Genomic DNA, 26,441 nt, shown 5'->3' on the forward strand with positions numbered 1-26,441 from the left:
TCGTACGGACGGAAAGCGGGCCACCGGTGAGAGCCGGTGAAGGGGAAATCCGGTCAGACTTAGAGGTTCAGCCGAACAAATCAAGTCAGTCGGAAACCGTTTCAGTATGAATACATCGCTCGAAGATCGCTATCTTCGCGCGTAGAGCCTTGTGCCGCCTGCCCTCCGCGCACCGCACACCGCTCGCTCACCGCCCGCGCACGGGCCCCGTCGGCGCCCCCGCGGCGCCGCGCGGACCCCCGCATAGACTGAGCCCATGACCGGTTCCTCGACCAGATCTCCCCAGCGGGAGGCGCCCGAGCCCCTGGAGGGGCCGGTCGTCGCCACCGTCACCGGCGGCACGATCATCTGGTTCGTCCTCTTCCTCGTACAGCTCCCGTTCTACGGCTGGTACGCCGACCACGGACACGCCTGGTGGATCTGGACCTGTCTGGCCGGCGGCGGCCTCGGGATCATCGGCATCTGGTACGTACGCGGACGGGACGCGGCCCTCAAGCGCGCGGCGGCCGGCGCGAACCCGCCCGGCGGAACGTCCGGCGGCTCCTCCGCCTGACCCGACCCCGACACAGTTCGGGGTCGGTCCCCGAGTGCCGTCCCGGCCCGGCCAGGGACCGCTCCTCCCAAGGTCCGGTCTTCGGACGGTCGCCGGGTGAAGCCGTGCGGCGGGTCGTACCGTCGGAACCATGACGCAGTGGGCGAAGACCGACACCGACGGCCCGGAACCGCATGGCCGCGGTGGACCCGGCCCCATGATCGACGCGGGCGCCGAGCTCGATCCCGTACACCCCATGAAGCCACCACGGCCCGCCGGCCGGCACACCGGCCTGACCGCCGCCGAGGTGGCGGAGCATGTCCGCCGCGGCGAGGTCAACGACGTCCCGGTGCGCAGCAGCCGCTCCCTGACCGAGATCATCCGCGCCAATGTCTTCACCCGCTTCAACGCGATCATCGGCGTGCTCTGGGTGATCATGTTCTTTGTCGCACCGATCCAGGACACCCTCTTCGGGTTTGTGATCATCGCCAACACCGGTATCGGCATCGTCCAGGAACTGCGCGCCAAGAGGACCCTCGACGGCCTCGCGGTGATCGGTGAGGCCAAGCCGACCGTCCGGCGCGACGGGGTCGCCGCCGAGATCTCCACCTCCGGGATCGTGCTCGGGGATCTCGTCGAACTCGGCCCGGGTGACAAGGTCGTCGTGGACGGCGAGGTGGTCGAGGCCGACAGCCTCGAAGTCGACGAGTCGCTGCTCACCGGCGAGGCCGATCCCGTACTGAAGCACCCCGGTGACTCCGTGATGTCCGGCAGCTTCGTGGTCGTGGGCGGCGGCGCGTTCCGGGCCACCCGGGTCGGCCGCGAGGCCTACGCGGCGCAGCTCGCCGAGGAGGCGTCCCGCTTCACGCTCGTCGACTCCGAGCTGCGCAACGGGATAAGCACCATCCTCAAATATGTGACCTGGATGATGATCCCGACCGCGATCGGGCTGATCATCAGCCAGCTCGTCGTCCATCAGAGCAACTTCAAGGACTCGCTCGCCAGGACTGTCGGCGGCATCGTCCCGATGATCCCCGAGGGGCTGGTGCTGCTCACCTCCGTCGCCTTCGCGATCGGGGTCATCCGGCTCGCGGGACAGCACTGCCTGGTCCAGGAACTGCCCGCCATCGAAGGGCTGGCGCGCGTCGACGTCGTCTGCCTGGACAAGACCGGGACGCTCACCGAGGGCGGGATGGACGTCCGGGAGCTGCGGCCGCTGGGAGGCGCGGACGAGAAGTACGTACGGCGGGTCCTCGGCGCGATCGGCGCCTCTGAGCCACGCCCCAACGCCAGCCTCCAGGCGATCATCGACGCCTATCACGACGACCGCGCGGACTGGCCCGTCACGGCGGCGCTGCCCTTCTCCTCCGCCCGCAAATACAGCGGCGCCGCCTTCACCGAGCCGGGAAGCGGCGGCGCCGACGGCACCGCGAAGCGCTCCTCCGGCTGGCTGCTGGGCGCGCCCGATGTCCTGCTGCCCGAGGGCGATCCCGCGCTCCGGGAGACCGACCGGCTCAACAGGGAGGGCCTGCGCGTGCTGCTGCTGGCCCGCGCCGCGGGCGAGCTGGACGCCTCCGACGCGGCGGCCGGAGCGAGCGCCACCGCGCTGGTGGTCCTGGAACAGCGGCTGCGGCCGGACGCCGCGGACACCCTGCGCTACTTCGCCGAGCAGAACGTCGCCGCCAAGGTCATCTCCGGCGACAACGCCGTCTCCGTCGGCGCGGTGGCCGGCAAGCTCGGTCTGGCGGGCGCGGAGCACGTGGTCGACGCCCGTCGCCTTCCCACCGACCGTGCCGAGATGGCCGAGGCGCTCGAATCCGGGACGGTCTTCGGGCGGGTCACACCGCAGCAGAAGCGCGAGATGGTCGGCGCGCTCCAGTCACGCGGCCATACGGTCGCGATGACCGGGGACGGCGTGAACGACGTGCTGGCGCTGAAGGACGCGGACATCGGGGTCTCGATGGGTTCCGGCTCGGAGGCGACCCGGGCCGTCGCCCAGATCGTGCTGCTGAACAACAGCTTCGCCACGCTGCCCTCGGTGGTGGCGGAGGGCCGCCGGGTCATCGGCAACATCACCCGGGTCGCGACGCTCTTCCTGACGAAGACGGTCTACTCGGTGCTGCTGGCGGTCCTGGTGGCCTGCTTCCAGGTGGAGTACCCCTTCCTGCCGCGCCATCTCACGCTGCTGTCCACACTGACGATCGGCATCCCGGCGTTCTTCCTGGCGCTGGCGCCGAACCGGGAGCGCGCGAGGCCGAACTTCGTGCGCCGGGTGATGCGCTACGCGATCCCCTCGGGGGTCATCGCCGGCGCCGCCACCTTCGCCACCTACATGCTGGCCCGGCACTACTACGTCGGCGCCGACGCCCTGAGCGCGGAGACCAGCGCGGCAACGCTCACGCTCTTCCTGGTCTCCATGTGGGTGCTGGCGATCGTCGCCCGTCCCTACACCTGGTGGCGGATCGGCCTGGTCCTGTCGATGGCGGCGCTGTTCCTCGTCGTACTCGCCGTACCCGCGCTCCAGCACTTCTTCGCGCTGAAGCTGGTGGGCGTGACGATGCCGTGGACCGCGGTGGCCGTCGCCGTGGCGGCGTCGGCCGCGCTGGAGTACTGCTGGCAGTACGTCGGCCGCAGGTTCCCCGCGTAGGACAGGGGCCCGGCACATCGCGCGGAGGTGCCGGGCCGGTCCTCGACGGAGCCCGGCCGAAGACACGGGGCCCGGCCGAAGACGGGGCCCAGTCGGGGGTGCTCAGCCGGGGGTGCTCAGCCGGAGGGGATGCTCAGTCGAACCAGCGGTCCCGGGCCAGCTCCTCCGTCCGGGACGGATCCTCCAGCAGCGCCGCCACCTCGAAGCGCCGCGGCCACTGGCCCGCCGCCCAGGCCAGGCCCGCCGCGACGCCCTCCAGCGTCGCCGCGTGCACCACACCGTCCGGGGTCCGGCGCCAGTCCAGCTCCACACCGCCCGCAAGCAGCTCCTCGTGCTCGACATACACCTCGGGCGTGCCCGCGCCCAGCAGGACCCGGACCGGCTCCGGCACGGTGTGCTCCTCGCCGGCCGTGGTCACCTCCGCGGCCACCGTCTCACTCAGCCCGCGCACCTGGAGCAGCTCCGACAGCTCCGCCGCGCGCGCCGGCGACACCGGCAGCAGCGCCAGCCCGCCGGCCAGCGGCAGCAGATCGGGCGCGTCCGCGATCACCGCTTCCGCCGCGTCCACGACCCGGACCTCACCGTCGACGACCGCGCGCAGCTCGTCCGGCAGGGTCACCTGCTCCGGATCGAGATCGGCGAGCGCCGTGTAGAGCGCGTGCAGTTGCCCCGCGCGCACCGGCCGCGACGGATCGGCGAGCCGTCCGAGCAGCTCCGCCGCGCCGCCCGGCTCGTCGAGGAGCGCGGCGACCGACGTCCGTACGCCGAGCGCCCGCAGCACCTGCGCATCGTCGAAGCCGGTCGCGTCCACGGAGTCGTACACCCCCGCCAGCAGCGGGTCGCCGCCCTCGGCCCGCAGCCCGGCCGGCCGGCGCCCGTCGAGCACCGGATGGTCCCGCAGCCACCAGGCGGTGTACGAACGCACGGCCTCCGTCGTCCCGTCCGGCAGCAGGATCCGCACGGGCTGGGTCAGCGCGTCCCGCAGCGGCGGCCGGGCCAGCAGGGCCAGCGCCCGGGGCCACGCGTCGTCGTCCACCAGATCCAGGTCCCGTACGGCCACGATCTCCGTGGCGACCGGCGGCACCGGGGTCTCCGGCAGCCGGTCGAGGACGTCCTCGCACCAGACGTCGACCGCGTCGAGCAGACCGGCGTCGTCGGGCTCCGGGAAGTCGCTGTCGCGGGGCTCCAGTTCATCCGGATCCAGCACGACATCGGTGGCACGCACCAGCGCGAAATTCGCCAGCACCCCGCACGCCGCCAGCGGCTGCTCGCCCCAGCGCGCGGCCAGATCGGCGTCGCAGAGCGCCAGTTCGTCCTCGCGCATGACGGAGGCGAACGGGCTTCCCGGCAGGACGAGTTCACCGGCGGGCGCCAGCTCGCCGTCCTCGTCGGTCAGGGCGAGCGCCGCCAGCCATGGTTCGTCGCCCGCCTCCAGTCCGGCGTCCCGGACAAGACCAAGGACGGTCTCGGCCAGTTCCTCGGCGTCCGGTCCGGCGGCGTCCTCGTCCCAGACCTCGCCCGCGTCCAGCGAGGCGGCGACCGCCGCGCGCACCTGCGGGGTCGTCAGCACGGCACGCGGGGTGGCGGGCAGCGCGCCCAGCTTCTCCAGCAGCGGGTGGGTGGCCTCGGGGTGCGCGACCTTCAGGCCGAGCCGGGCCAGCTCCGCGGGTGTCCCGGTGTCCGGCAGGGGCAGCAGGACCTGGCGCGGCCCGATCGTCGTACGGCCGTTGGCCAGCGGCACCGGCAGCCCGGACAGCCGGTCCGGGTCGACGCCGGCGAGCGACTCGTACAGCCGCCGCCACCAGGCCGGTGGCCGCTCCGCACCCGCGATCCGCTCGATGGCCTCGCCCAGCGGCAGCCGGCCGACGCCCAGGGTGCGCAGCTCGGGGCGGCGCTCGAACCCCGCGGGCAGCAGCGTCGGCAGCACCTCGGCCAGCACACGCACGGTGTCGGCGCCCGCGCCCTCCACGACCTCCGCCTCGAAGGGCCGCAGCACGGTCAGCTCCTCGCTGGGCGCCGCCGGAGCGAGGAAGGCGACCCGGGGCAGCCGCTCCAGGATCGCGGCCCGCAGCCGTCCGTCCAGCTCGCCCTTGCCGAGCGGTCCCGGCACCAGGTCGATGGTGCCGGTGGAGACGGGCTGCCAGCCGCCGAGCAGCTCGGCGTACGCGTCCGCGGCCTTCCCGACGAGGAAGTCGGTGAGCGGCCCCGGCGCGGGATGGCGGCGGGTGGTGTCGAGCGGCAGCGAGGCGATCAGCAGCGCGGGCACGCCGAGGGGCTCGTCGGTGGGGGTCGGCGCGTGCACGACGGGCGCGGTACGCGGACGGACCGGAGCGCCTTCGCCGTCCACGGGCACGGCCCAGGTGACGGACCAGTGCGGACGCAGCCGCTCCTCGACGGGACGCCCTTCGAGCAGCTCGGGCGCGGTGGCGCCGTGGTGGCTGACCACCCGCCAGCGGTGGCCCCCGCCGCCGTCTGTGCTGTCGTCGCTGTCGTCGCTGTCGTCGACCTGGACGTACGGCCCGTCCTCGGACCGCCGCAACACCCGCTCCCCGTCAGGGGTTTCGATCACGATCTCGACGAGCCCGGCGAGCGTCAGCAGCAGCGCGTCGTCGATCCCGGCGAGCAGCCGCTCGGCAAGATCGGCCGCGGTGCCGTCGCGCAGCGGCAGCATGACAACGGTGTCGTACCCCTCGGGCGGCGTGCCCTCGGCGGGCAGCGGCAGCCGCAGCAGCGGTACGTGCCCCTCACGGCGCCGCAGCTCGTCGCCGAGCCCGGGGCTCGCCTGGGCGGCCTCCCTGGCCAGCTCGCGGGCCTCCGCCAGGGACCAGCGGACGCCGCCGTGCCGCCCGATGACGGCGGGCTCGTCGCTGACGGCGAGCACCGCGGCGAACCCGACGCCGAAGCGTCCTACGGCGGTCTCGTGGCCCTCCCGCTTGGCGGAGGCGCGCAGGGTGCTGAGCGACTCGACGCCGGTCGCGTCCAGCGGGGCACCGGTATTGGCGGCGGCCAGGACGGCGGGGCCCTCGGCGGTCCCGGGCCGCAGCGTCAGCCGGAGCCGGCCGGGCACCCCGGCGCGGGCGGCGGCGTCGGCGGCGTTCTGGGCCAGCTCCACCACGAGCCGGTCGCGGTAGCCGCCGAGCGCGAGATCCTCCTCGGCGTTGGCGTCCTCCCGGAACCGCGCGGGCCCGGCGCCCCACGCGTCAAGCACCCCGCGTCGCAGGCGCGCCGTTCCGAACGGGTCGGCCCCCTCGGTCTCCGTGACGCTCACGCTGTGACTCCGCTCTGTCCGCCTGCCGCTTTACCTGTGCGGCCGAAGGTACCGCGCGGGGGTGGGCGTCCGGTGGGGGGTGCGGGGGGTCGTACGGGACGTACCCCGCCGGAGGCGGCCGTCAGGAGTGGCCGAGATCTTCCGATTCCTCGTCCTCCGCCGGGACCGAGCCGCTGTCGCGGGACGGGCGCAGCGGGAACGCGTCCGTGGCCATCGAGTCCAGGACCGGTGGCGAAGGACGGGAGGGCGTCGGCATCACGGCCGCCTCCGAGTGGCCGCCGCAGCCGTACGCCAGCGAGACGACCCTGCCGTCCGCCGGGGAGAACTCGTTCGCGCAGACGCCGAACGCCTGCCGCAGGGAGCCCGCCAGCGGCAGCAGAAAGCCACAGGAGACGCAGGGCGCCGGTGCCGCCTGGGCCATGGGCGTCTTCGCGCCGAACGCCTCGTCCCAGCGGTCGGCCGCCACATGCAGCCCGTACCGCGACAGCACCCGGGCCCGGCGCATGCCGAGTTCCTCGGCGACCGAGGCGATCGTGCCGCGTTCGATGGTCGCCGGCTCGTCGTCCTCCGCCGGCTCCGCGTCCTCGGCCTCCACGAGGTCCACGAGGTTCTGCGGGGTGACCGCGTCCGACACCACGGAATTCGGCGGGGGTACGTCGTCGCCCGTGTAGCCGGGCTCCAGGCGCAGATCCTCGGCCTCGGTGGGCAGCAGGTCGCCGGGGCCCATGTCGCCGGGCCGGAGCCGCTCGCTCCAGGGCACCCATTCGGGCGCCAGCAGGGCGTCCGGCCCCGGCAGCAGGACCGTCTCGTCCAGGCTGACCGTCTTCGCGCGGGACGCCCGCGCGACGGTCACGGCCCAGCGCCAGCCCCGGTAGCCGGGCTCCTTGCATTCGAAGAAGTGCGTGACGACGCGGTCCCCGTCCGCCACCGCCGAGACATGCTCCCCGACAACCCCGGGCGCGGCCACCTCCTCGGCGGCCGACCTGGCGAGGTCTACCGCCTCGGCGCACAGACGGTCAGGGATTCGGCTTCGCGTCGTCGCAGCACTCACAGGTCTCGCTTCTCTCCTACGCCGTCTCACGGGTGCGCCGGCCGAGTCGCGATGTGCGGGCCGAGGGCGGAGCGGACCTGAGGGCCGCATCGACGTCCACGCCCGACTTCTCCTCGGGCACACCTACCGTCATCCATTCTGCGGGATGACAAAGAGGCGCGCGGCCGAGAACAACCGCCGGTGGCGCGCTACGCACGCTACCCTCTCCGCCGCCCCCCGCCCACCTGCACGCCGCCTTTCCCGTACTTCGGGCCACACCGCAACACGGCCGTGACCCTGTGCGGCACGGTCCGAGGCGGATTCCGGCCGGGGCCGGGGAGCCGCGCGCACCGCTCGCGGGTGACCTGTTCCCGACCCCGGTGAACACCTCCCGGCCCGCCGGTGACACGTTCCGGCTCGCCCGTCATGGCGCCGTCACGGCCCCGTCACGCGTGAGATCGGTTCGCACCAGGGGCCCTTGGGGCACTATGACGGAGTGGCAGCCGCAAGGTCGTCCGACGACGCAGCCGGCCCGCTCCGCAGGACGGCGCGGGCAATCGGTCGTGTCCTGCGCTATCCGTTCGCCCGGACCGCGAAGGGCATCCGCAAGGCCACGCACGCGCACGGCGCGGGTGAGTCCGGGCTCGGCAAGCTGATCGAGCTGCACGCGGTGAACGGCGCGGGCGATGTGATGATCACCGTCGCGCTGGCCTCAACCGTGTTCTTCTCCGTACCGACCGACGAGGCCCGTGGCCGCGTCGCGCTCTACCTCGCCATCACCATGGCCCCGTTCGCGCTGCTCGCCCCGGTGATCGGTCCGCTCCTCGACCGTGTCCCGCACGGCCGCCGCGCCGCCATGGCGGGCGCCATGTTCACCCGGGCCGTGCTCGCCATCACCATGTCGGCCCTGGTGGCCACCGGCGGTCTGGAGCTCTATCCGGCGGCGCTCGGTGTGCTGGTCGCCTCGAAGGCGTACGGAGTGGTCCGCAGCGCGGTCGTGCCCCGGCTGCTGCCGCCGCGCTTCTCGCTGGTGCGTGCCAACTCCCGGGTCACGCTCGCCGGGCTGCTGGCCACCGGGGTGGCCGCGCCGATCGGCGCGGGGCTCCAGATGGTGGGGTCGCCGTGGCCGCTCTACGGCGCCTGCGTGATCTTCCTCGCGGGTACCTTCCTGGCGTTCACACTGCCGCCCAAGGTCGACTCGGCGAAGGGCGAGCGCAAGGCGCGTCTGGTCACCCGCCAGGAGAAGCGGCCCGGTCTGCGTACGGTCGGCCCGTCCGTCCTGCACGGCCTTCAGGCCAACGCGGCCCACCGCGCGCTCTCCGGATTCCTGATCTTCTTCCTGGCGTTCCTGCTGCGCGAACATCCGCTCTCCGGGCACAGCGCGGCCTTCTCGCTCGGGGTCGTGGGGGTCGCGGCCGGCGCGGGCAACGCGCTGGGCACCGCCGTCGGGGCCTGGCTCAAGGCGCGCGGTCCCGAGCTGATCATCGCGACGATGCTGGGCATCGCGCTGTCCGCGGCGGTCCTCGCGGCGCTGTTCTTCGGCGGCGCGCTGATGGCCGTGGTGTGCGCGGTCGCCGGTCTCTCCCAGGCGCTGTCGAAGCTGTCCCTGGACGCGGTGATCCAGCGGGACGTCCCGGAACAGGTGCGCACCTCCGCCTTCGCGCGCTCCGAGACGCTGCTCCAGATGGCCTGGGTGGTGGGCGGTGCGATCGGTATCGCGCTGCCGCTCAACGGAGTGCTGGGCATGGCCGTCGCCGCCGGGATCGTCGCGGTCGGAGCGCTCGCCGCCGCGCGGGGGCTGCTGACCACGGCCCGGCGCGGCTCGCCGCACCCGCGCGTGGCGTGAGCGGCTCGCCGTACCCCCGCGCAGCGCGGGACCGGGCGACCGATAGCCTTCGGCCCATGACCGTTGCGTTCTTCTCTGGTAGGGCCCGCCGGGCCGGTGTCGCCCTCGGCGCTGTCTCCGCGGGACTCCTCGTCCTGGCCGCCTGTGACAAGCCGACGCCGCTCGCGACCGTGACGGTCGGCGGCGACTCGATCAACACCGAGGCGTCCTGCTACGACGACGGCAAGGCGATCCCCGAGACCGACATCCAGCCCTGCCTGAACAAGAAGGCGGACAAGACCATCGAGATCGGGATGGACGACAAGGTCCGTTTCGGCGTCGACCCGGAGATCGCGGACAACGGCTGGACGCTCTTCATCAACGGCCAGCAGGCCGAGCAGGAGCCGTACAAGAAGACGTACCGCACCATCCCCGGCAACGCCTTCTTCACCAGCCAGACCGGCGAGACCACGAGCGACACGCAGGTCAGCATCGTGGAGACCAGCGGCAAGAAGCTGACCGGCATCTGGCACTTCGAGTTCAAGAAGAGTTCCTGACCCGACTTCCTGACCCGACTTCCTGCCCCGGCCCGGTGACCCGCTGATCCGGGCGGCCGGGCACCTCTGGGAGGCTCCGCGTTGCGTGTGCTTGTGGTGACGGCGGTGGTGGCGGAGGCCGACTCCGTCGTCGCGGGACTGGCGCGTCTGACGAGCCTCGGCGCCCGGGAGCTGACGGGCGGTTACGAGATCCGGGGCCACGCGCAGTACGCGCCCCGTCCTTCGTCCGTGCAGATACCCGTGGTGGACGTGCTGGCGGGCGGGATCGGCCCGACCGCGGCGGCGGTCGCCACGGCGACCGCCCTGGCGTCCTCCCCGTACGACCCTCCGTACGATCTGGTGATCTCGGCCGGTGTCGGTGGCGGCTTCCTGCCGCACGCGCCTCTGGGCTCGCTGGTCGTCGCGGACGCGATCGTCGCCGCGGAGCTGGGCGCCGAGACTCCCGACGGTTATGTGCCGATCGAGACGCTGGGCTTCGGCACCAGCGTGCACCGTCCACCGGCCGAACTGACGGGCCGTATGACCACGATCCTGAACACGGGTCCGGCGGCCGGCGCGGTCCTCGCGCCCGTGCTCACCGTCTCCACCGTGACCGGGACCGCGGCCGGTGCGGCCCGGCTGACCGCGCGTCACCCGCGCGCCGCCGCCGAGGCGATGGAGGGCTTCGGGGTGGCGGAGGCCGCCGCCGTCCACTCCGTGCCGTGCGCGGAGATCCGCGCGATCTCCAACGCCGTCGGTCCCCGCAACCGTGCCGACTGGCGGATCGGCGAGGCGCTGGACGCGCTGCGGTCCGCGTTCACGCTGCTCACCCCGGTCTTCGAGGAGCCGTCATGACCCTGCCGAATCTGCGGATCGCCTACTCGCCGTGCCCGAACGACACCTTTGTCTTCGAGGCGTGGGCCCATGGCCGGGTGCCGGGCGCGCCCGCGCTCGATGTCACGTTCGCGGACATCGACATCACGAACGGTATGGCGGAGCGCGGTGAGTTCGACGTGCTCAAGGTGTCGTACGCCGTGCTGCCGTGGGTGCTCGACGAGTACGCGCTGCTCCCGTGCGGCGGGGCGCTCGGCCGGGGCTGCGGCCCGCTCGTCCTCACCAGGGAGCCGGGCGTCGACCTGACCGGCAGGACCGTGGCCGTACCGAGCGAGCGGTCCACGGCCTATCTGCTCTTCCGGCTGTGGGCCGCCGAGGTGGTGCCCGGTGGGGTGGGCGAGGTGGTCGTCCTGCCGTTCCACGAGATCATGCCGGCGGTGCGCGACGGCAAGGTGGACGCCGGTCTGGTCATCCACGAGGCGCGCTTCACCTATCAGGACTACGGGCTGCACTCCCTCGCCGACATGGGCGAGCACTGGGAGGCCACCACGGGCCTGCCGATCCCGCTGGGCGCGATCATCGCGAAGCGCTCGCTGGGCGCGGAAACCCTCCGGCGGCTGGCCGACGCGGCCCGCGAGTCGGTCCGGATGGCCTGGGACGACCCGGCGATCTCACGCCCGTACGTCCTGGAACACTCCCAGGAGATGGACCCGTCGGTCGCCGACCAGCACATCGGTCTGTACGTCAATGAGTTCACCGCGGACCTGGGCGACGACGGTTACGCGGCGGTCCGCGGGCTGCTCACCCGCGCCGCGGCCGAGGGACTCGTACCGCCCCTCGGCCCCGACGCGCTGCGTTTCGTCTGATCCGCGCGATCCGCGCGCGTGGCCGGGACTCGGCGCCCGACGCCGCTCGGACGCCGGGCCCGGACGCCGGGCTCAGACGTCGAGCTGGTCCGCGACCGCGCGGAGCAGGCCCGCGATCTTCGCGCCATGGACCTTGTCCGGATACCGGCCGCGCTCCAGCATGGGCGTGATGTTCTCCAGCAGGGTCGTCAGATCCTGGACGATGGAGGCCAGTTCGTCGGGCTTGCGGCGCTGGGCCGCCGCGATGGAGGGAGTCGGGTCGAGGACCGTCACCGACAGCGCCTGATCGCCGCGCTGGCCTGCGACGACACCGAACTCCACGCGCTGGCCGGGCTTGAGTGCGTCGACTCCGGCAGGGAGGACCGACGAGTGGACGAAGACGTCGCCGCCGTCGTCACGGGAGAGAAAGCCGAAGCCCTTCTCGCTGTTGAACCACTTGACCTTGCCGGTAGGCACGTCTGTCCTCGTCCTCGTACTCGTTGGGGCGCTGGCGCGCGCGAAAAGGGCTCTGGAGAGCACTACAGCGGGTCAACCGACCCGCCACTCCCCAGGCTAATGGTCCAGCGGCTGGTGACAAGACGTCGCCGGATGGTTCCTGTCCGCTGCTGTCCGCAGGGAACTACCCTGGTGGGGTGACTGCTACTCCTTCATCCCGCGCGGCGGACGAGGCCGGACCCGGCGACCGGCTGGTCCGTTTCGGCGCGATCGTGTTCATCGTCGGCGCCGTGGCCACTCTCGCCACCGTGGCCCCGTTGTTCCTCGGCACGGACCCGTTCCCGTCGATCGCCTACGCCATCTGCATGCTGATGGGCGTGGGCTTCGTGATCGCCGCCGCCGGCGTGCTGCGCTCGATCGCCGCGCAGCGCAGGCAGGCCAAGTCGGCCGCCACACCGGCCGCCTGAGAGACTCCGGGGCCGTCAGGCCGTGCGGGCCTCCGGCTCGCCCGCGACGTACCCCTCCAGCCAGGCCGGAAACGCCGTCAGGTCCGCCAGGATCACATCCGCCCCGGCCACGCGCAGTTCCTCCTCGTCGCACGGCCCCGTCGGCACGGCCACGGAGAGCGCCCCCGCCGTGCGCGCCCCGCGCACATCGCCGGTGTGGTCGCCGACATAGACGGTCGCGCCGTGCTCGCGCAGCGCCCGCGCCTTGGCCTCCGCCCACAGCCAGCCGACGACGGCGTCGGGCTCGATGCCGAGGTGGCTCAGGTGGAGTCTGGCGTTCGGCTCGTGCTTGGCGGTGACGACGATCGCCCGGCCGCCCAGCTCCTGTACGGCCGCGACGGCCTCCCTGGCACCCGGCAGCGCGGGGGTCGGGGCGATGGCGAATGTGGGATAGATCTCCCTGTAGCGGTCACCCACCTCCGCGATCCGGTGCTCGGGAAACCAGTGCGCCAGCTCCAGTTCGAGCGGCGGGCCGAGCCGTGTGACGGCCAGATCGGCGTCGATCGGGACCCCGGTCTCGGCGGAAAGGGCCAGGTAGGCGGCGCGGATACCGGGTCGTGAGTCGATCAGGGTCATATCGAGGTCGAAGCCGACCGTGGGCGCGTGCCGAGTCGTCAGAGAGGCCATGGGAGCCATTGTGCCCAGGTCGGTGGCGCAAACCAGGTGGCTAGACTTAGCCAAGCCTAACCACCCCTGGACCCGCTGTATCCGTTTCCGCTGCCCGCTCGCGCCTCCTGCCGCACCTCCCGATTGGTTCCGATGTCCGCCGTCGCCCCGACGACCCGCCGCACCAGAGATGTCCTGGTCGCCCGCCGTATCGGCTGGACGGCGGGGGCCGTACTGGCGGTGCTGTTCGCCGTCCTGCTGAGTCTCGCGGTCGGCGCACGAGCCGTCGCGCCGTCGGCGGTCGTCGACGCCCTGCTGCACGGCGGGCACAGCGACGACGCCCAGGTCATACGCCAACTGCGCGTGCCGCGCACGCTGAACGGTCTGATGGTCGGGGCCGCGCTGGCGCTGGCCGGCACCGTCCTCCAGGGCATCACCCGCAATCCGATCGCCGACCCGGGCATCCTCGGCATCAGCCAGGGCTCCAGCGTGGGCGTGGTGCTGGCCATCGCGTTCGCCGGGGTGCACACGCTCTCGGGCTATGTGTGGTTCGCCTTCGCGGGCGCGGCCGTCGCGTCGGTGGTGGTGTACGCCATCGCCTCCAGCGGACGGGGTGGCGCCACGCCGGTCAAGCTCGCGCTCGGCGGCGCCGCCGTCAACGCGCTGCTGGTGTCGGTGACCAGTGGCGTGCTGACGACCAGCGCCGCCACGCTGGACGAGTTCCGCTTCTGGCAGGTCGGTTCGATCGCCGGCCGGGACGCCGAAGTGGCCGGTCAGATCTGGCCGTTCCTGCTGACCGGCACCGTGCTGGTGATCTCCGTGGCGCGCGGGCTCGATGCCCTGGCGCTCGGCGACGACATGGCGAAGGGCCTCGGCCAGAATGTGGCGGCGGTCCGGGTCCTCGGTGGCCTCGGCGCGACCGTGCTCACCGGCGTGGGTGTCGCGGCGGCCGGCCCGATCGCCTTTGTCGGCCTCGCCGTTCCGCACATCGCGCGCGCGATCGTCGGCACGGACCACCGCTGGCTGCTGCCGATGGCCGCGCTGATCGGGCCGGTGATGCTGCTGGTGTCCGATGTCGTCGGCCGGATCCTCTTCCCGCCGGGCGAAGTCCCGGCCGGGGTGATGACGGCGCTGCTCGGGGTGCCGTTCCTGGTCGCTCTCGTACGCCGGAAGGCGGTGCCGGCATGACGACGGCCACGGAGGCCCCGCGCCGCGCCGGCGGTGTCCGGCCGGCGGGCTACACCCGGGTGCGGGCCGGACGCGGATCGTTTCTCCTCCATCGCCGGGCGGCCCTCGCGGCGGTCGGGCTCGCGGTGCTGCTGGGCGCCGTCTGCGTCGCGTATCTGAGCGTCGGCGAGAGCTTCGTACCGCCCTCCGAGGTGGTGAAGGTGGTCTTCGGACGGGAGTCGCCGGACGAACTGGTCGTCGGCACGCTCCGGTTGCCGCGCATGGTGACCGGGCTCCTTGTCGGTCTCGCCTTCGGTGTGGCGGGCGCGCTGATCCAGACGGTCGCGCGCAATCCGCTCGCCAGCCCTGACATCATCGGCGTCAGCCAGGGCGCGAGCGCGCTCACCGTCGGCGCGATGACCTTCGGCGTCACCTCCTTCTCCGTGCTGCCGTATCTGTCCGTCGCCGGCGGCCTCCTGGCGGCGGCGCTGGTCTATGTGTTCGCCTGGCGCGGCGGGCTGCACGCCACCCGGTTCGTCCTGATCGGCATCGGCTTCGCGATCGCGCTGCGGTCCCTCACCACGCTCTTTCTGACCAAGGGCGACTATCTGGTCGCCCAGCAGGCCACGGTCTGGATGACCGGTTCGCTCAACGGCCGCGGCTGGGACGAGGCGGCGCCGCTCGGCTGGGTGCTGCTGGTGCTGCTGCCCGCGGTGATGTGGGCGGCGTACGCCCAGCGCACGGTGTCGATGGACGACGACACGGCGACGGCGCTGGGGGTGCGGCTCGGCCGGGTCCGGCTCGGGCTCGTGCTGCTCGGTGTGGTGCTGGCGTCGGTCGCGACGGGCGCGGCGGGGCCGGTGGACTTCGTGGCGCTGCTGGCGCCGCAGATCGCCCGGCGGCTGACCCGTACCGCGCAGATCCCGCTGCTGTGTTCCGCGCTGCTGGGCGCGGTGATCGTCGTACTCGCCGATCTGCTGGCCCGCAAGGTGCTGGCGCCGACCGAGTTGCCGGTCGGTGTGCTGACGGCGGCGGTCGGCGCGCCGTATCTGATCTGGCTTCTCGTGAAGCACCACAGCGTCCGCGGCGGTAGCGCCGGAGCAGGAGGCACAGCATGAGCAGGCTCACCGCCCGGGAGCTCACGCTCGCGTACGAGGACCGAACGGTCGTGCGCGAGCTGGATCTGGCCGTGCCCGATGGCCGGGTGACCGTGATCGTCGGCCCGAACGCCTGTGGCAAGTCGACGACGCTGCGCGCGCTGGGCAGGCTGCTGAAGCCGCGTGGCGGGTCGGTGCTGCTGGACGGCACGGAGCTGGCGAAGATCCCGACGAAGCGGATCGCCCGGTCGATCGGGCTGCTCCCTCAGTCGCCGGTCGCACCGGAGGCCATCACGGTCGCGGATCTGGTCTCGCGCGGCCGTCAGCCGCACCAGCACTGGTGGCAGCAGTGGTCGGACGAGGACGAACGCGCGGTCACGGAGGCGATGGAGCGCACGGATGTGACGGCGCTCGCCGACCGGTCGGTGGACGAACTGTCGGGCGGCCAGCGGCAGCGCGTCTGGATCGCGATGGCACTGGCCCAGGAGACGGACCTCCTGCTGCTCGACGAACCGACGACCTTCCTGGACATCGCGCACCAGGTGGAGGTGCTCGACCTGGTCCGCCGCCTCAACCACGACCAGGGCCGCACGGTCGTGATCGTGCTGCACGACCTCAACCAGGCGGCGCGCTACGCGGACCACCTGGTCGCGATGAAGGCCGGCCGGATCGTCGCGGAGGGCCCGCCCGGGGACGTCGTCACGGCCGAGCTGGTACGTGAGGTCTTCGGCCTGGAGTCGGTCGTCGTCCCGGACCCGGTGACGGGATCGCCGCTGGTGGTCCCGGGCGCGCCCTACCGGCCGGGGACCGGAACGGGCGCGCGGCAGGAGGAGCGTACGGCCGGCTGAGGCGGCGGGCCGACAGGACCGGCGCTATCTCCTCCGCGCCCGCCACACCAGGTACAGCGCGGACGTCACCGCCGCCGTGCGCACCACCACCGGCCAGAGTCCCGACAGCGCCTCGGCCATGCCGTCCTCCGGGATCGCCTGGCCCCAGCGGCCGTCCAGCCGGCCCCACAGCCAGACCAGGCCGCCCGCCGCCGACACGCCCGGGAGGCCGAAGACCGCCCATTTCGCCTCGGCCCGGGAGAGCGTCCTGGAGGCGTACGCCAGGAGCCAGCCGCCGCCGAGCGCCAGCCAGGAGCCGAGCACCGCGCCCACCACCAGCAGCAGCGCGGCCAGCAGCAGGAACTGGTGGGAGAGCCCGCCGGTCCGCTCGCGCTCGCCGCGCCGGGGCAGCCGGGGGAGCCACCGGAAGCCGCCGGCCGGCGCCACGGCGGCCTCGACGGCCCCGGGCTTCACCGCGATGCCGTCTCGTTTCTCCGGGTTCTCCGGGTTCTTCGGATCGTCCTCGTCCTCGTCCTCCTCCTGCGGCGGCGGCTTCAGTATCTCGGGGATCTCCACTCCGCCGACAAAGCCCGGCACCCCGGTGGATCTGCCGTTCCGGCCCGGCGCCCCGCCCAGCGGTCCCGGCTGGACGCTCCACCAGTCCAGGCCGGGACCGGCCGCCGTGTCCGGCCCGGCCAGGGCGTCCGGTCCGGCCGGGCCCGACGGCCCTTCGAACGCTGAAGGACGCTGCTGCGACCCCGTCGCCTGCTCCGGGATCAGCGGCCCCTTGACCAGCCCGGACCGCTGCTCGGGCACGGCCGGTCCGGGCTCCGGCCGCTCGGGCCCGAGCGGCTCCGGCGCGGCCGGCACCTCCGGCCCCCGGGACGGCTCCGGCGGCGGCTCCGCCCACGCGGCCGTGCCGCCCGTCGAGGCCGCCCGTACCACCGAGTCCGGCGAGCCCAGCCGGCCCAGGATGCGGCGGATCGCCGCCGGGCTGTCGCTGCCGAACTTGGCGCGCTGCCGGTCGATCTCGTTCCGCAGCGACGACACCAGCCGCATCCGGTCCCCGGACGGGAGCTGCTGGCGCTGGGCCACGTCCCCGACCCTGCTCAGATAGTCATAGACGAGCTGGTCGCTCTCGATCCCCACACAGTCCTCCGCACACCGCACACACCCGAACCGCGCCCGCCGTCATGGCGCGTACCCGCACGCGATGGTGTCGGAGTGATCCCCCTACGTCCAGTACGAAGAAGCGGGACACTCCAGTACGAAGAAGGCGGACACCGCCACTCGGGGCCCGGGGGCGCGAGCAGACCGCCCCTCAGGGGCTAACGTGGAACGTTGGGGACCCGCGAAGCCTGAGCAGGAGGCGCACGTGCCAGAAGGAACCGGCGGTACGCCACCGCGCACGCTCGCGGAGGCACTGCGCGCCCAGGGCGACGACTCTCTCGCCGCCCTGCTGCATGCCCGCCCCGATCTGCTCAACCCCGTCCCCGGCGATCTCTCCCAGCTCGCGACCCGGGCCGGCACCCGGGCCTCCGTCGTACGGGCGCTGGAGCGGCTCGACCGGTTCACGCTCCAGACCGCCGAGGCGCTGGCCGTCGCGCCGGAGCCCGCGCCGTACGCCACCCTGAGCGCGCTGCTGACCGGCGACGAGGGCGACGCGCGGATCGAGGCGGCCCTGCCCGCCGCGGTACGGACCCTGCGCGACCGGGCGCTGATCTGGGGCGGTGACGACCGGCTGCGGCTGGTCCGTACGGCCCGTGAGCTGCTCGCGCCCTCGCCCACCCATCCCTCGCCGACCGGCCTCGGGCCGACCGTCGCCGAGGCCACGGCGGGCATGTCGCCGGGCCGGCTCCAGGAGATCCTGGCGGCGGCCTGGCTGCCGTCCACCCACGATCCGGTCTCCGCCGTCGCCTCGCTCACCGCGCTCTTCACCGACCGGACACGCATGGCGGCCCTGCTGGACACCGCGCCCATGGAGGCGCTGTCGATCCTGGACCGGCTGGTCTGGGGGCCGCCGTACGGTGAGGTCACCTCCAGCCCCACACCGCCCGTGCGCTGGCTGCGCGACCGGGGACTGCTGCTGCCGGCGACCACCCGCACGGTCGTGCTGCCGCGCGAGGCCGCGCTGCATCTGCGCGCCGGGCGCGCGCACCGTACGCCGGAGCCCGTGGCGCCCGATGTCGCGCCCCGCGCCACCGACGCGACCGCCGGAAGCCGCCCGGGGATCGTGGACAGCACGGCGGCCGGACAGGCGTACACCGCGATCGCCACCATCGAGGAGCTGGCCAAGGACTGGAACGAAGGCGGCCCGAGTGTCCTGCGGGCCGGCGGTCTCTCCGTCCGCGATCTCAAGCGGACCGCCACCGCGCTGGACGTCACCGAGCCCGTGGCCGCCTTCTGGGTCGAACTGGCCTACGCGGCGGGGCTGCTGGCCGGTGACGGCGAGCCCGACGAGCGGTACGCGCCGACGCCCGCCTACGACGACTGGCAGGAGCTGCCCGCTCCGGAGCGGTGGGCCCGCCTCGCCACCGCGTGGCTGACGGCCACCCGTACGGCGGGCCTGGTCGGCAGCCAGGACACCAAGGGCCGCACGCTCGCGGCGCTCGGCCCGGAGCTGGACCGCGGCGCGGCGCCCGAGGTGCGGCGGCGCGTGCTCGAACTCCTCGCCACCCTCCCCGAGGGCATGGCGCCCGATCCCGAGTCGCTGCTGGCCCGGCTGCGCTGGGAGCGTCCGCTGCGCGGCGCCTCGGCGGCCGGCCGCCCCGACGACCTGCGTTCGCGGCTCGCGGGCTGGACGCTGAACGAGGCGGAGATGCTGGGGCTGACCGGCCGTGGCGCGCTCTCCTCGCACGCCCGCGCGCTGCTGACCCCGCTCCCCGGCGCGCAGGGCGACGGTGCGCGCACCACGGCCCCCGGTTCCGGGCTCTCCAGCGCCGGGCTGCGTGCCGCCCGCGCCCTCGCGCCGCTGCTGCCCGAGCCGCTCGACCATGTCCTCCTCCAGGCCGATCTGACCGCCGTCGCGCCGGGCCCGCTGCTCCGGCCGCTCGCCGAACTGCTCTCCGTCGCGGCGGACGTCGAGTCGAAGGGCGGGGCGACCGTCTACCGGTTCACCCCGGCGTCCGTGCGCCGCGCGCTCGACGCCGGCCGGTCCGCGACCGATCTGCACGAGTTCCTCAGGGCCCACAGCCGGACACCCGTCCCGCAGCCGCTCGCCTATCTCATCGACGACGTGGCCCGTAAGCACGGCCATCTCAGGGTCGGCAGCGCCTCCGCGTATGTGCGCTGCGACGACGAGGCCGTGCTCGACGAGATCGTCGCCGACAAGCGGTCCCAGGGCATGCGGCTGCGCCGCCTCGCCCCGACCGTGCTGGCCGCGCACGCCGACCCGGCTGCGCTGCTCGAAGGGCTGCGCGCGATGGGGTTCGCCCCGGCCGCCGAGTCCGCCGAGGGCGATGTGCTGATCACCCGCGCCCTCGCCCATCGCACCCCGCCCCGCGCCGCGCCGGTCCCCGTCCCCGACGGACCGCCGGTGCCCGACGCGACCCTGCTCGGCGCGGCGGTGCGGGCGATCCGGGCCGGGGACCTGGCCGCGACGGTCGTCCGCAAGCCGGTACCCGAGCCGTCGAAGCCCGCGTCGCCGGCCGGGGCCAGGTCCGCGGCCCCGGCCGCCTCCGCGTCCGCCAACAGCGACCTGCCCCGCACGACCTCCGCCGAGACCCTGGCCACCGTCCAGGCCGCCGCCATGACGGGCTCGTCGGTGTGGATCGGCTATGTGAACGCGGACGGCGCGGCCAGCCAGCGCGTCATCGCCCCGGTGCGGGTGGAGGGCGGTTATGTCACGGCGTACGACCACACCGCCGACGAGGTCAGGACGTATCCGCTGCACCGCATCACCGGCGTGGCGGAGCTGGCCGACGACCCGGCGTGAGCCGCCCGTGTCCCGGCCGGCTCAGGGCCCGGCGACGTATCCGACGAGCTTGGCCATGTTCGCCACATACGCGGCGGAACTGATGCCCAGCGGGTTGTCCGTGGGACGGTAGGGCGGCTCCAGCGGCGGATCCTGCGGGTTGTACGGCGAGGTGTCGCGCACGTCGCCGACGTTCTTGCTCATGTACGCCCTGCCGTTGTACGGCTCCCTCGACCCGGGCCCGAGGTACGGGTTGGTGACCGCGTCGATCGGGGTCAGCCAGTAGTCCTTCGTACCGAGGCCGTCCACCAGCGCCGACGCCTCGGCGTCCGTCACGGCCGGCAGCGGCAGCGGCGCGTCCCGCAGCAGGTCGGACAGTTGGAGGTCACGGACCGAGAAGTAGCGCGGCAGCGGGATCGGCCGGCCGTGCGAGAGCGGTGACCGGGCGCGCAGCGCGGCCGTCTGGGCCGGTGTCAGGGCGGCCAGTTCCTCGTAGGTGCTCCGCAGGCCGGCCAGGTCGACGGAGCGTCCGCCGGAGTAGTGGCTCAGCGTGTTCCTGTGGTCGTGGTCGTGGTAGTAGGCGCCGTTGCGGATGTTGGATCCGAAGCGGTGCACGAACCGGGCCCGGTTGGTGCCCAGTTCGACGAAGGTCGGGTGGGTGCGGCCGGCCAGCAGCGGGTTCTCCGCGATCTGATCACTCGTCAGCCGGCAGCTCTCCAGCCAGGTGAGGGCCTCGGGCACCCGGCGGAGGAAGGCGCGGTCGCCGGTGAGCCGGAAGTAGTGGAAGAGCTGCTGGACATTGGTCTGGGTGGTGTGCGTGGCGAGTGCCCGCGGCTCGTACGAGCGTGCCCCGGCGGGTGCTCCGGCGGGCCGGCCGCCCTTGGCGCGGGAGAGGTGCTGGAGCCCCCAGCCGGCCTGCGGTGCCGGCTGCTGCATCCGGGCCAGACATGCCATGGCACGCCGCACCGGCTCGATCAGATCGCGGCGGTCCAGCGTCGACACGCACATCAGCAGGAACTTGATGTTCTCGCCGAGTACGTCGTCGTTGAAGGTGACCTGCTGGGTGTATTCGCCGTCCTCCATGCCGTGCCGGACGCCGCGTGGCAGCCAGTCGGGCCGCTTCTCCGGCCAGGGCATCCGGCTGACGGCGCCCGCGTAGGCGGGGAAGCGCTGCGGCCAGCCGCCGTCCGCGACGCCGCCGCGGAACTGCGAGGCGAGGACGAAGCCGATGGCCCGGTCCAGCGACCGCTTGAAGCGCGGGTCGCGGCGCTCCGCGTAGAGCCGCAGGATGAGCTGGGCGGCGGCCGAGGTGCCCGCGTCGTCGAAGGTGGCGTTGCCGTAGTAGTGCTGGAACTCCTCCAGCCGCCAGCCGTTGGCGCCGATCGTCTCGTACCAGTCGCGCAGCGAGTCCTCGCCGGCGAAGTCATGGATGTAGTTCCAGCCGCCGACGGGGAGTTGGGCCTCGACCAGGGCCAGGCCGGTGCGTTCGGCGGCCCGGTAGCAGACCTCCTCGCCGGTGGCGTGATAGGCGTCCAGCATGCTGTGGCCGACGGACGGGGTGCCGGGCGGCTGGACCCAGCACATGGTGCGCTTGGCTTCCATCTCTCCCCAGGTGACCGAGAAGTCGGGGAGGTAGTTCCAGACATAGCCGCCGCGGTACGAGACGGTCCCGTCCATGAAGGCGGCGGCGCGGGTCATGGCGCGGACGGCCTCGGCGCGGTGCGGCGGTTCCGGCGCGGCGGACACGGACGCGGCCCCGGCCGTCCCGGGCCGGAGCACGGCGGGGGCCGCGAGCAGGGGGGTGACGGCGAGTTGGTTGAACGTGCGGCGGCTCAAGGGCTTCTTCATACGGTGAAGTGCCTTCCTCACGGGTGGCCGAAGCAGGCGCGGTAGACACCCTCATGTTCAGTGGACTGAACACAAGTGCCGCTTCCAACAAGGGGAAGGTAGTGAAGGGCCTCACGCTCTTCAAGTATGTGGACAGGAATTCCGTATAAGAACTCTGGATCCGCTCGGGCGGCGCGGACGGGACCGGACACAGCGCGGCCGGCCCCGCGTTCGCGGGACCGGCCGGGGGCGGAGAGGTGTACGTACGGGTCAGCGGCCCGGCCGGGCCGGTCCGCGCTCTCGTCCGAGCCGGCCGAAGCGCCCGGTCCAGGACTCGCCCCGGGCGGCGGCGGACCGCTTGGGCTTGACCGCGGCGGCCTTCGGCTTGGCGGTGGACGGGCGCTTCGGGGCCGGCTTCGGCTTCGCCGGGGTCTTCTGTTCCGCGGCCGGCCCGGCCTTCGCGTCGGCGGTCGCCGGCATCCCCAGCGCGTGGTAGCGGCGGCCGATGCGGCGTCCCAGCAGCAGATAGCCGAGCAGGGCGCCGCTGGTGTTCAGGATGACATCGTCCACGTCGAAGGCGCGGCCCTGGACGATCGAGCCCTGCGCCAGCTCGACGAGGGCCATCACGACGCCGGTCAGCAGCACCACGCGCACCATTCCCAGCCGGCGCGGCACAAGCACCGGGAGGATGAGACCGAAGGGCACGCCCATCAGGATGTTGCCGCCGAGCTGCTTGCAGGCGGCGAGGAACGTGTAGTCCTCCAGGTACTGCCGCAGCGAATGACCGGGCTGAAGATTGGATCCGGCGATCTCGGCGGAGGCCGGAGACGGCGTCAGGGTCAGTTCGGCCAGCACCGCGGAGAATGCCACCAGCGCGGCGAAGGCCGCCACCAGGATGATCACCCGCAGTGCGGTCCTGCCCCATGAATTACCCCTCCGGGCGGCGCTCCCCGGCCCGGGCCTTTCCATTTCAGCGGTCATAGCCCCCTGTTGCCCAGGCCCCCGCCGGATACGCCGCGCGCGTCCTCCGGGATGAGAACGGGCGGACAGACCCGGACAGAGGCCCCCGGCCGCGCCGGGACCGGGACCTCCGTGGGCCCCCTCGGCTCCTCGGGTGCGACGGCGCCGCACCCGTGCGCCGCCCGATGAGGGACCATGGATAGTTCAGCCCGTCCCGTCCGCGGAGGTTTGCGTGTCCTGCCTGATCGTCCAGAGCGACAAAACCCTCCTGCTTGAGGTCGACCACGAGCAGGCGGACGCGTGCCGTCGCGCCATCGCGCCCTTCGCCGAACTGGAGCGTGCTCCGGAGCACATCCACACCTACCGGCTGACCCCGCTCGGCCTGTGGAACGCCCGCGCCGCCGGGCACGACGCCGAGCAGGTGGTCGACGCGCTCGTGGAGTACTCCCGCTATCCCGTACCGCACGCCCTGCTCGTCGACGTCGCCGAGACGATGGCCCGCTACGGACGGCTCACCCTCTCCAAGCACCCCACCCACGGCCTCGTCCTCACCTCCACCGACCGGCCGGTGCTGGAGGAGATCCTCCGTTCCAAGAAGGTCCAGCCGCTGGTCGGCGCCCGGATCGACCCGGACACCGTCGTTGTGCACCCGTCCGAGCGCGGCCAGATCAAGCAGACGCTCCTCAAGCTGGGCTGGCCCGCCGAGGACCTCGCCGGTTATGTCGACGGCGAGGCGCACGCCATCGAGCTTGACGAGTCCGGCTGGGCGCTGCGCCCGTACCAGAAGCAGGCCGTGGAAGGCTTCTGGCACGGCGGCTCGGGTGTCGTCGTCCTGCCCTGTGGCGCGGGAAAGACGCTGGTCGGCGCCGGTGCGATGGCACAGGCCAAGGCGACCACGCTGATCCTGGTCACCAACACCGTCTCGGCCCGCCAGTGGAAGCACGAGCTGGTGAAGCGCACCTCGCTGACCGAGGACGAGATCGGTGAGTACAGCGGTACCCGGAAGGAGATCCGGCCGGTCACCATCGCCACGTACCAGGTGCTGACGACACGTCGCAAGGGCGTCTATCCGCACCTGGAGCTGTTCGACTCCCGCGACTGGGGACTGATCGTGTACGACGAGGTGCATCTGCTGCCCGCGCCCGTCTTCAAGTTCACCGCGGACCTCCAGGCGCGGCGCCGGCTCGGGCTGACCGCGACGCTCGTACGGGAGGACGGCCGCGAGTCGGACGTCTTCTCGCTGATCGGCCCGAAGCGCTTCGACGCCCCGTGGAAGGAGATCGAGGCGCAGGGCTACATCGCTCCGGCGGACTGTGTCGAGGTGCGGGTGAATCTCACCGACAGCGAGCGGCTGGCGTACGCGACCGCCGAGGCGGAGGAGAAGTACCGCTTCTGCGCCACGACGGCGACCAAGCGCAAGGTCACGGAGGCGCTGGTGCGCAAGCACCAGGGCGAGCAGACCCTGGTCATCGGCCAGTACATCGACCAGCTCGACGAGCTGGGTGAGCACCTCGACGCACCCGTGATCAAGGGCGAGACCAGCAACGCACAGCGCGAGAAGCTCTTCGAGGCGTTCCGGCAGGGCGAGATCTCGGTGCTCGTGGTGTCCAAGGTCGCGAACTTCTCGATCGACCTGCCCGAGGCGACGGTCGCGATCCAGGTGTCGGGGACGTTCGGCTCCCGCCAGGAGGAGGCCCAGCGGCTGGGACGCGTCCTGCGCCCGAAGGCGGACGGCCACGAGGCCCGCTTCTACTCGGTCGTCGCCCGCGACACCATCGACCAGGACTTCGCGGCGCACCGCCAGCGCTTCCTGGCGGAGCAGGGATACGCGTACCGCATCGTGGACGCGGACGAGCTGCTGGCCGAGAACTAAGGGCTGTCCCGCAGGCTCGGGGCCGGGGCTCAGCCGGTGCCCGCGCGGGTGGTCACGCCGGTCTCGGGGCGCGGCGCGGGAAGCACGGCCCTGGCGCCCGTCCGGGCCGGGCCCGTGCGCCAGGCCGCGAACGCCAGCAGCCCCAGTCCGAACAGCGGGTACGGCGATGCCAGCGGCTGCTGCCACCAGGGCAGCCGCAGATCCAGGTCGCCGCGGTGCGGCACGGCCCAGAAGCTGCGCGCCGTCCAGACCACGCCGACCGCCGCCGCCGTGCGGAGCCTGCCCTCCGCGATCAGTACGGCCAGCAGCGGCACACACCACACCCAGTGGTGCGACCAGCTGATCGGTGAGACGAGCAGCGCCGTCAGCGCCGTGACCAGCACGCCCCAGGTCTCCAGACCTGCCCTGACGACGGCGCGGCGGGCGGTCCACAGCCCGGCGACGGCCGTGAGCCCGGCGGTCACCACCCATACCGCGCCCGGCTCCGGGCTGTGCGAGAAGCGCGCCAGCAGGCCGCGCAGCGACTGGTTGTCCACGACGAAGGTCTTGCCGACCCGGCCGGTCTCGAAGAGCCGTCCTGTCCAGAACTCGCCACTGGCCTCCGGGAGCACCAGCACGCCGAGCAGCACGGTGCCGGTGAGCGAGGCGACGGCGATCAGGCCGGACCGTACCCGTCCGGTCATCAGCAGATAGACGATGAAGACGGCCGGCGTCAGCTTGATGCCCGCCGCGACGCCGAGGGCGAAGCCCTTGCCGAGCGCGTGTTCCGGCCTCGACAGGTCCCAGAGGACGAGGCAGGCGAGGGCGAGGTTGATCTGTCCGAAGAGGACGGTCTGGAAGACCGGTTCGAGCCAGAGCCCGAGCGCGACGGCGACGACGACCGGCGCGCGCCCGGTGCGCAGGCCCGCGAACCGCCAGGACAGGTGCACGAAGAGCGCCATCAGCGCGGCGTTCCCGGCGACGAAGGCGACCTTGAGGGCGCCGACCGGCAGCCAGGTGGTCGGTACGAAGAGGATCGCGGCGAACGGCGGATAGGTGGCGGGGAGCTGCCACTCGGTGACCGTGAACCCGTAGAGATCGGTACCGTCGACGACGGCCGCGCCTTCCGCCCGGTAGACGAGCGTGTCGGCCATTTCGATGTGCTGCGCGACGCAGAGGAGGGCGAGCGCGGCCAGCGACAGGGTGAGCAGGCCCACTGCGATGAGTGAGCGGAGGGTCACGGTCCGGTAGGTCACGGCCGCGACCCTAATGGATAAGGACCGCACGGGGACCGGACGGGAAGAAGGCAGGGACCGTACAGGTCAACGGCGTTTGACGCCTGCCTCCTCGGCGTACTCCCCGAGTATGGACACCTGGAAAGCGGCGCTCACAAAGACCTTGACCGCGCGCAGCGCGTTACCGAGGTGATGGGCGGGGTGGGGGATGGCGCCCGTGGCGGTCGCGCCGGGAAGCGGCGGGCTCTGCCGGGCGTGGGACGGGGGAAAGGTCGCAGTACTCATACCTCCATGATGGATTCCGGACATAGTTGGCACATCGCTCCCCGGACGGAACGCGGCCCACGCGCGCGTACGACTCGGGGTATACGGGATCCCCCACGGGACGGACACGTGCTGTACGCCTCGGCGTGGGCGCCCCGAGCCCGGCGCGGCGGGCGCCCGCGCCCGAGGCGGAGAAAAGCGTTCGCCCGCTCGT

At 72.9% G+C, this 26,441-nt stretch carries 21 protein-coding genes; 12 read left to right on the forward strand and 9 right to left on the reverse strand.

Going from position 1 to position 26,441, the window contains the following annotated elements:
- Positions 1-256 precede the first annotated feature (256 nt).
- The gene (locus ABZ707_RS10060) at positions 257-553 is read left to right on the forward strand and encodes a DUF2530 domain-containing protein (protein ID WP_360170742.1); all 297 of its coding nucleotides are present in this window, start codon (positions 257-259) and stop codon (positions 551-553) included.
- 130 nt (positions 554-683) lie between these two features.
- Positions 684-3,179, forward strand: a complete 2,496-nt coding sequence (locus tag ABZ707_RS10065; protein ID WP_360170745.1) for a cation-translocating P-type ATPase — start codon at positions 684-686, stop codon at positions 3,177-3,179.
- 133 nt (positions 3,180-3,312) lie between these two features.
- Here the strand turns inward: ABZ707_RS10065 and ABZ707_RS10070 are convergent, their stop codons facing one another.
- Together ABZ707_RS10070 and ABZ707_RS10075 are read right to left on the reverse strand one after the other, a co-directional pair.
- Positions 3,313-6,447 carry a molecular chaperone Hsp90 gene (locus tag ABZ707_RS10070; protein ID WP_360170748.1) on the reverse strand — a complete coding sequence of 1,045 codons (3,135 nt, stop codon included), beginning with the start codon at positions 6,445-6,447 and terminating at the stop codon, positions 3,313-3,315.
- 121 nt (positions 6,448-6,568) lie between these two features.
- Positions 6,569-7,498: a DUF3027 domain-containing protein gene (locus ABZ707_RS10075; protein WP_360170751.1), complete on the reverse strand. Its 930-nt coding sequence runs from the start codon at positions 7,496-7,498 to the stop codon at positions 6,569-6,571.
- A 475-nt stretch (positions 7,499-7,973) separates the two neighbouring features.
- On the opposite strand from ABZ707_RS10075, the gene ABZ707_RS10080 reads away from it, so the two are divergent.
- The 4 genes from ABZ707_RS10080 to ABZ707_RS10095 all read left to right on the forward strand — a co-directional run bounded on the left by ABZ707_RS10080 (position 7,974) and on the right by ABZ707_RS10095 (position 11,538).
- Entirely contained in the window at positions 7,974-9,323 is a 1,350-nt protein-coding gene (locus ABZ707_RS10080) for an MFS transporter (RefSeq protein WP_360170754.1), read from the forward strand.
- Positions 9,324-9,379: 56 nt separating this feature from the next.
- A complete protein-coding gene (locus tag ABZ707_RS10085; protein ID WP_360170757.1) occupies positions 9,380-9,859 on the forward strand; it encodes a DUF2771 domain-containing protein in 480 nt (159 codons plus the stop codon).
- 81 nt (positions 9,860-9,940) lie between these two features.
- Positions 9,941-10,693, forward strand: coding sequence for a futalosine hydrolase (locus ABZ707_RS10090; protein ID WP_360170760.1), 753 nt, complete (start codon positions 9,941-9,943; stop codon positions 10,691-10,693).
- Positions 10,690-11,538: a 1,4-dihydroxy-6-naphthoate synthase gene (locus ABZ707_RS10095; RefSeq protein WP_360170763.1), complete on the forward strand. Its 849-nt coding sequence runs from the start codon at positions 10,690-10,692 to the stop codon at positions 11,536-11,538. Before ABZ707_RS10090 ends, ABZ707_RS10095 begins: the two co-directional genes overlap by 4 nt.
- A 72-nt stretch (positions 11,539-11,610) precedes the next feature.
- Here ABZ707_RS10095 and ABZ707_RS10100 read toward each other — a convergent pair whose 3' ends face one another.
- Complete coding sequence (locus tag ABZ707_RS10100) at positions 11,611-11,994, reverse strand: cold-shock protein (RefSeq protein ID WP_360170766.1); 384 nt, start codon at positions 11,992-11,994, stop codon at positions 11,611-11,613.
- Positions 11,995-12,170: 176 nt separating this feature from the next.
- On the opposite strand from ABZ707_RS10100, the gene ABZ707_RS10105 reads away from it, so the two are divergent.
- On the forward strand, positions 12,171-12,440 hold the full coding sequence (locus ABZ707_RS10105; protein WP_360170769.1) for a hypothetical protein: 270 nt from the start codon (positions 12,171-12,173) through the stop codon (positions 12,438-12,440).
- Positions 12,441-12,455: 15 nt separating this feature from the next.
- On the opposite strand, the gene ABZ707_RS10110 is transcribed toward ABZ707_RS10105, so the two are convergent.
- Positions 12,456-13,106, reverse strand: coding sequence for an HAD family hydrolase (locus tag ABZ707_RS10110; RefSeq protein ID WP_360170772.1), 651 nt, complete (start codon positions 13,104-13,106; stop codon positions 12,456-12,458).
- 132 nt (positions 13,107-13,238) lie between these two features.
- Between ABZ707_RS10110 and ABZ707_RS10115 the strand changes: the two genes are divergently transcribed.
- From ABZ707_RS10115 to ABZ707_RS10125, 3 genes are read left to right on the forward strand one after another with little or no spacing between them, the layout of a single operon-like run.
- Positions 13,239-14,273 carry an iron ABC transporter permease gene (locus ABZ707_RS10115; protein WP_360170775.1) on the forward strand — a complete coding sequence of 345 codons (1,035 nt, stop codon included), beginning with the start codon at positions 13,239-13,241 and terminating at the stop codon, positions 14,271-14,273.
- Positions 14,270-15,370: an iron ABC transporter permease gene (locus tag ABZ707_RS10120; protein ID WP_360170778.1), complete on the forward strand. Its 1,101-nt coding sequence runs from the start codon at positions 14,270-14,272 to the stop codon at positions 15,368-15,370. Before ABZ707_RS10115 ends, ABZ707_RS10120 begins: the two co-directional genes overlap by 4 nt.
- Positions 15,367-16,197: an ABC transporter ATP-binding protein gene (locus ABZ707_RS10125; RefSeq protein ID WP_360170781.1), complete on the forward strand. Its 831-nt coding sequence runs from the start codon at positions 15,367-15,369 to the stop codon at positions 16,195-16,197. The genes ABZ707_RS10120 and ABZ707_RS10125 overlap by 4 nt, the downstream gene beginning before the upstream one ends.
- Positions 16,198-16,221: 24 nt before the next feature.
- Here ABZ707_RS10125 and ABZ707_RS10130 read toward each other — a convergent pair whose 3' ends face one another.
- Positions 16,222-17,325, reverse strand: a complete 1,104-nt coding sequence (locus ABZ707_RS10130; RefSeq protein WP_360170784.1) for a hypothetical protein — start codon at positions 17,323-17,325, stop codon at positions 16,222-16,224.
- A gap of 226 nt (positions 17,326-17,551) precedes the next feature.
- On the opposite strand from ABZ707_RS10130, the gene ABZ707_RS10135 reads away from it, so the two are divergent.
- Positions 17,552-20,110, forward strand: a complete 2,559-nt coding sequence (locus ABZ707_RS10135) for a helicase C-terminal domain-containing protein (RefSeq protein ID WP_360170787.1) — start codon at positions 17,552-17,554, stop codon at positions 20,108-20,110.
- Positions 20,111-20,131: 21 nt separating this feature from the next.
- Here the strand turns inward: ABZ707_RS10135 and ABZ707_RS10140 are convergent, their stop codons facing one another.
- Complete coding sequence (locus ABZ707_RS10140; RefSeq protein ID WP_360170790.1) at positions 20,132-21,937, reverse strand: pectate lyase; 1,806 nt, start codon at positions 21,935-21,937, stop codon at positions 20,132-20,134.
- A 249-nt stretch (positions 21,938-22,186) separates the two neighbouring features.
- The gene (locus ABZ707_RS10145; protein ID WP_360170793.1) at positions 22,187-22,885 is read right to left on the reverse strand and encodes a VanZ family protein; all 699 of its coding nucleotides are present in this window, start codon (positions 22,883-22,885) and stop codon (positions 22,187-22,189) included.
- A gap of 223 nt (positions 22,886-23,108) precedes the next feature.
- Between ABZ707_RS10145 and ABZ707_RS10150 the strand changes: the two genes are divergently transcribed.
- Positions 23,109-24,749, forward strand: a complete 1,641-nt coding sequence (locus ABZ707_RS10150; RefSeq protein ID WP_360170796.1) for a DNA repair helicase XPB — start codon at positions 23,109-23,111, stop codon at positions 24,747-24,749.
- A gap of 29 nt (positions 24,750-24,778) precedes the next feature.
- Here ABZ707_RS10150 and ABZ707_RS10155 read toward each other — a convergent pair whose 3' ends face one another.
- On the reverse strand, positions 24,779-25,939 hold the full coding sequence (locus ABZ707_RS10155; RefSeq protein ID WP_360171342.1) for a glycosyltransferase 87 family protein: 1,161 nt from the start codon (positions 25,937-25,939) through the stop codon (positions 24,779-24,781).
- Between the two features lie 111 nt (positions 25,940-26,050).
- Positions 26,051-26,248, reverse strand: coding sequence for a hypothetical protein (locus ABZ707_RS10160; protein WP_360170799.1), 198 nt, complete (start codon positions 26,246-26,248; stop codon positions 26,051-26,053).
- Positions 26,249-26,441 lie beyond the last annotated feature (193 nt).

Origin of the sequence: Streptomyces sp. NPDC006923, assembly GCF_040635655.1 — a bacterium.
Lineage (GTDB): Bacteria > Actinomycetota > Actinomycetes > Streptomycetales > Streptomycetaceae > Streptomyces.

What these genes read in the sequence shown, in the direction of transcription:
- ABZ707_RS10085 (WP_360170757.1), top strand. Translation starts at nt 9,380, where the DNA reads ATGACCGTTGCGTTCTTCTCTGGTAGGGCCCGCCGGGCCGGTGTCGCC.
- ABZ707_RS10125 (WP_360170781.1), top strand. Translation starts at nt 15,367, where the DNA reads ATGAGCAGGCTCACCGCCCGGGAGCTCACGCTCGCGTACGAGGACCGA.
- ABZ707_RS10060 (WP_360170742.1), top strand. Translation starts at nt 257, where the DNA reads ATGACCGGTTCCTCGACCAGATCTCCCCAGCGGGAGGCGCCCGAGCCC.
- ABZ707_RS10160 (WP_360170799.1), bottom strand. Translation starts at nt 26,248, where the DNA reads ATGAGTACTGCGACCTTTCCCCCGTCCCACGCCCGGCAGAGCCCGCCG.
- ABZ707_RS10140 (WP_360170790.1), bottom strand. Translation starts at nt 21,937, where the DNA reads ATGAAGAAGCCCTTGAGCCGCCGCACGTTCAACCAACTCGCCGTCACC.
- ABZ707_RS10145 (WP_360170793.1), bottom strand. Translation starts at nt 22,885, where the DNA reads ATGGAAAGGCCCGGGCCGGGGAGCGCCGCCCGGAGGGGTAATTCATGG.
- ABZ707_RS10115 (WP_360170775.1), top strand. Translation starts at nt 13,239, where the DNA reads ATGTCCGCCGTCGCCCCGACGACCCGCCGCACCAGAGATGTCCTGGTC.
- ABZ707_RS10120 (WP_360170778.1), top strand. Translation starts at nt 14,270, where the DNA reads ATGACGACGGCCACGGAGGCCCCGCGCCGCGCCGGCGGTGTCCGGCCG.
- ABZ707_RS10110 (WP_360170772.1), bottom strand. Translation starts at nt 13,106, where the DNA reads ATGGCCTCTCTGACGACTCGGCACGCGCCCACGGTCGGCTTCGACCTC.
- ABZ707_RS10095 (WP_360170763.1), top strand. Translation starts at nt 10,690, where the DNA reads ATGACCCTGCCGAATCTGCGGATCGCCTACTCGCCGTGCCCGAACGAC.
- ABZ707_RS10065 (WP_360170745.1), top strand. Translation starts at nt 684, where the DNA reads ATGACGCAGTGGGCGAAGACCGACACCGACGGCCCGGAACCGCATGGC.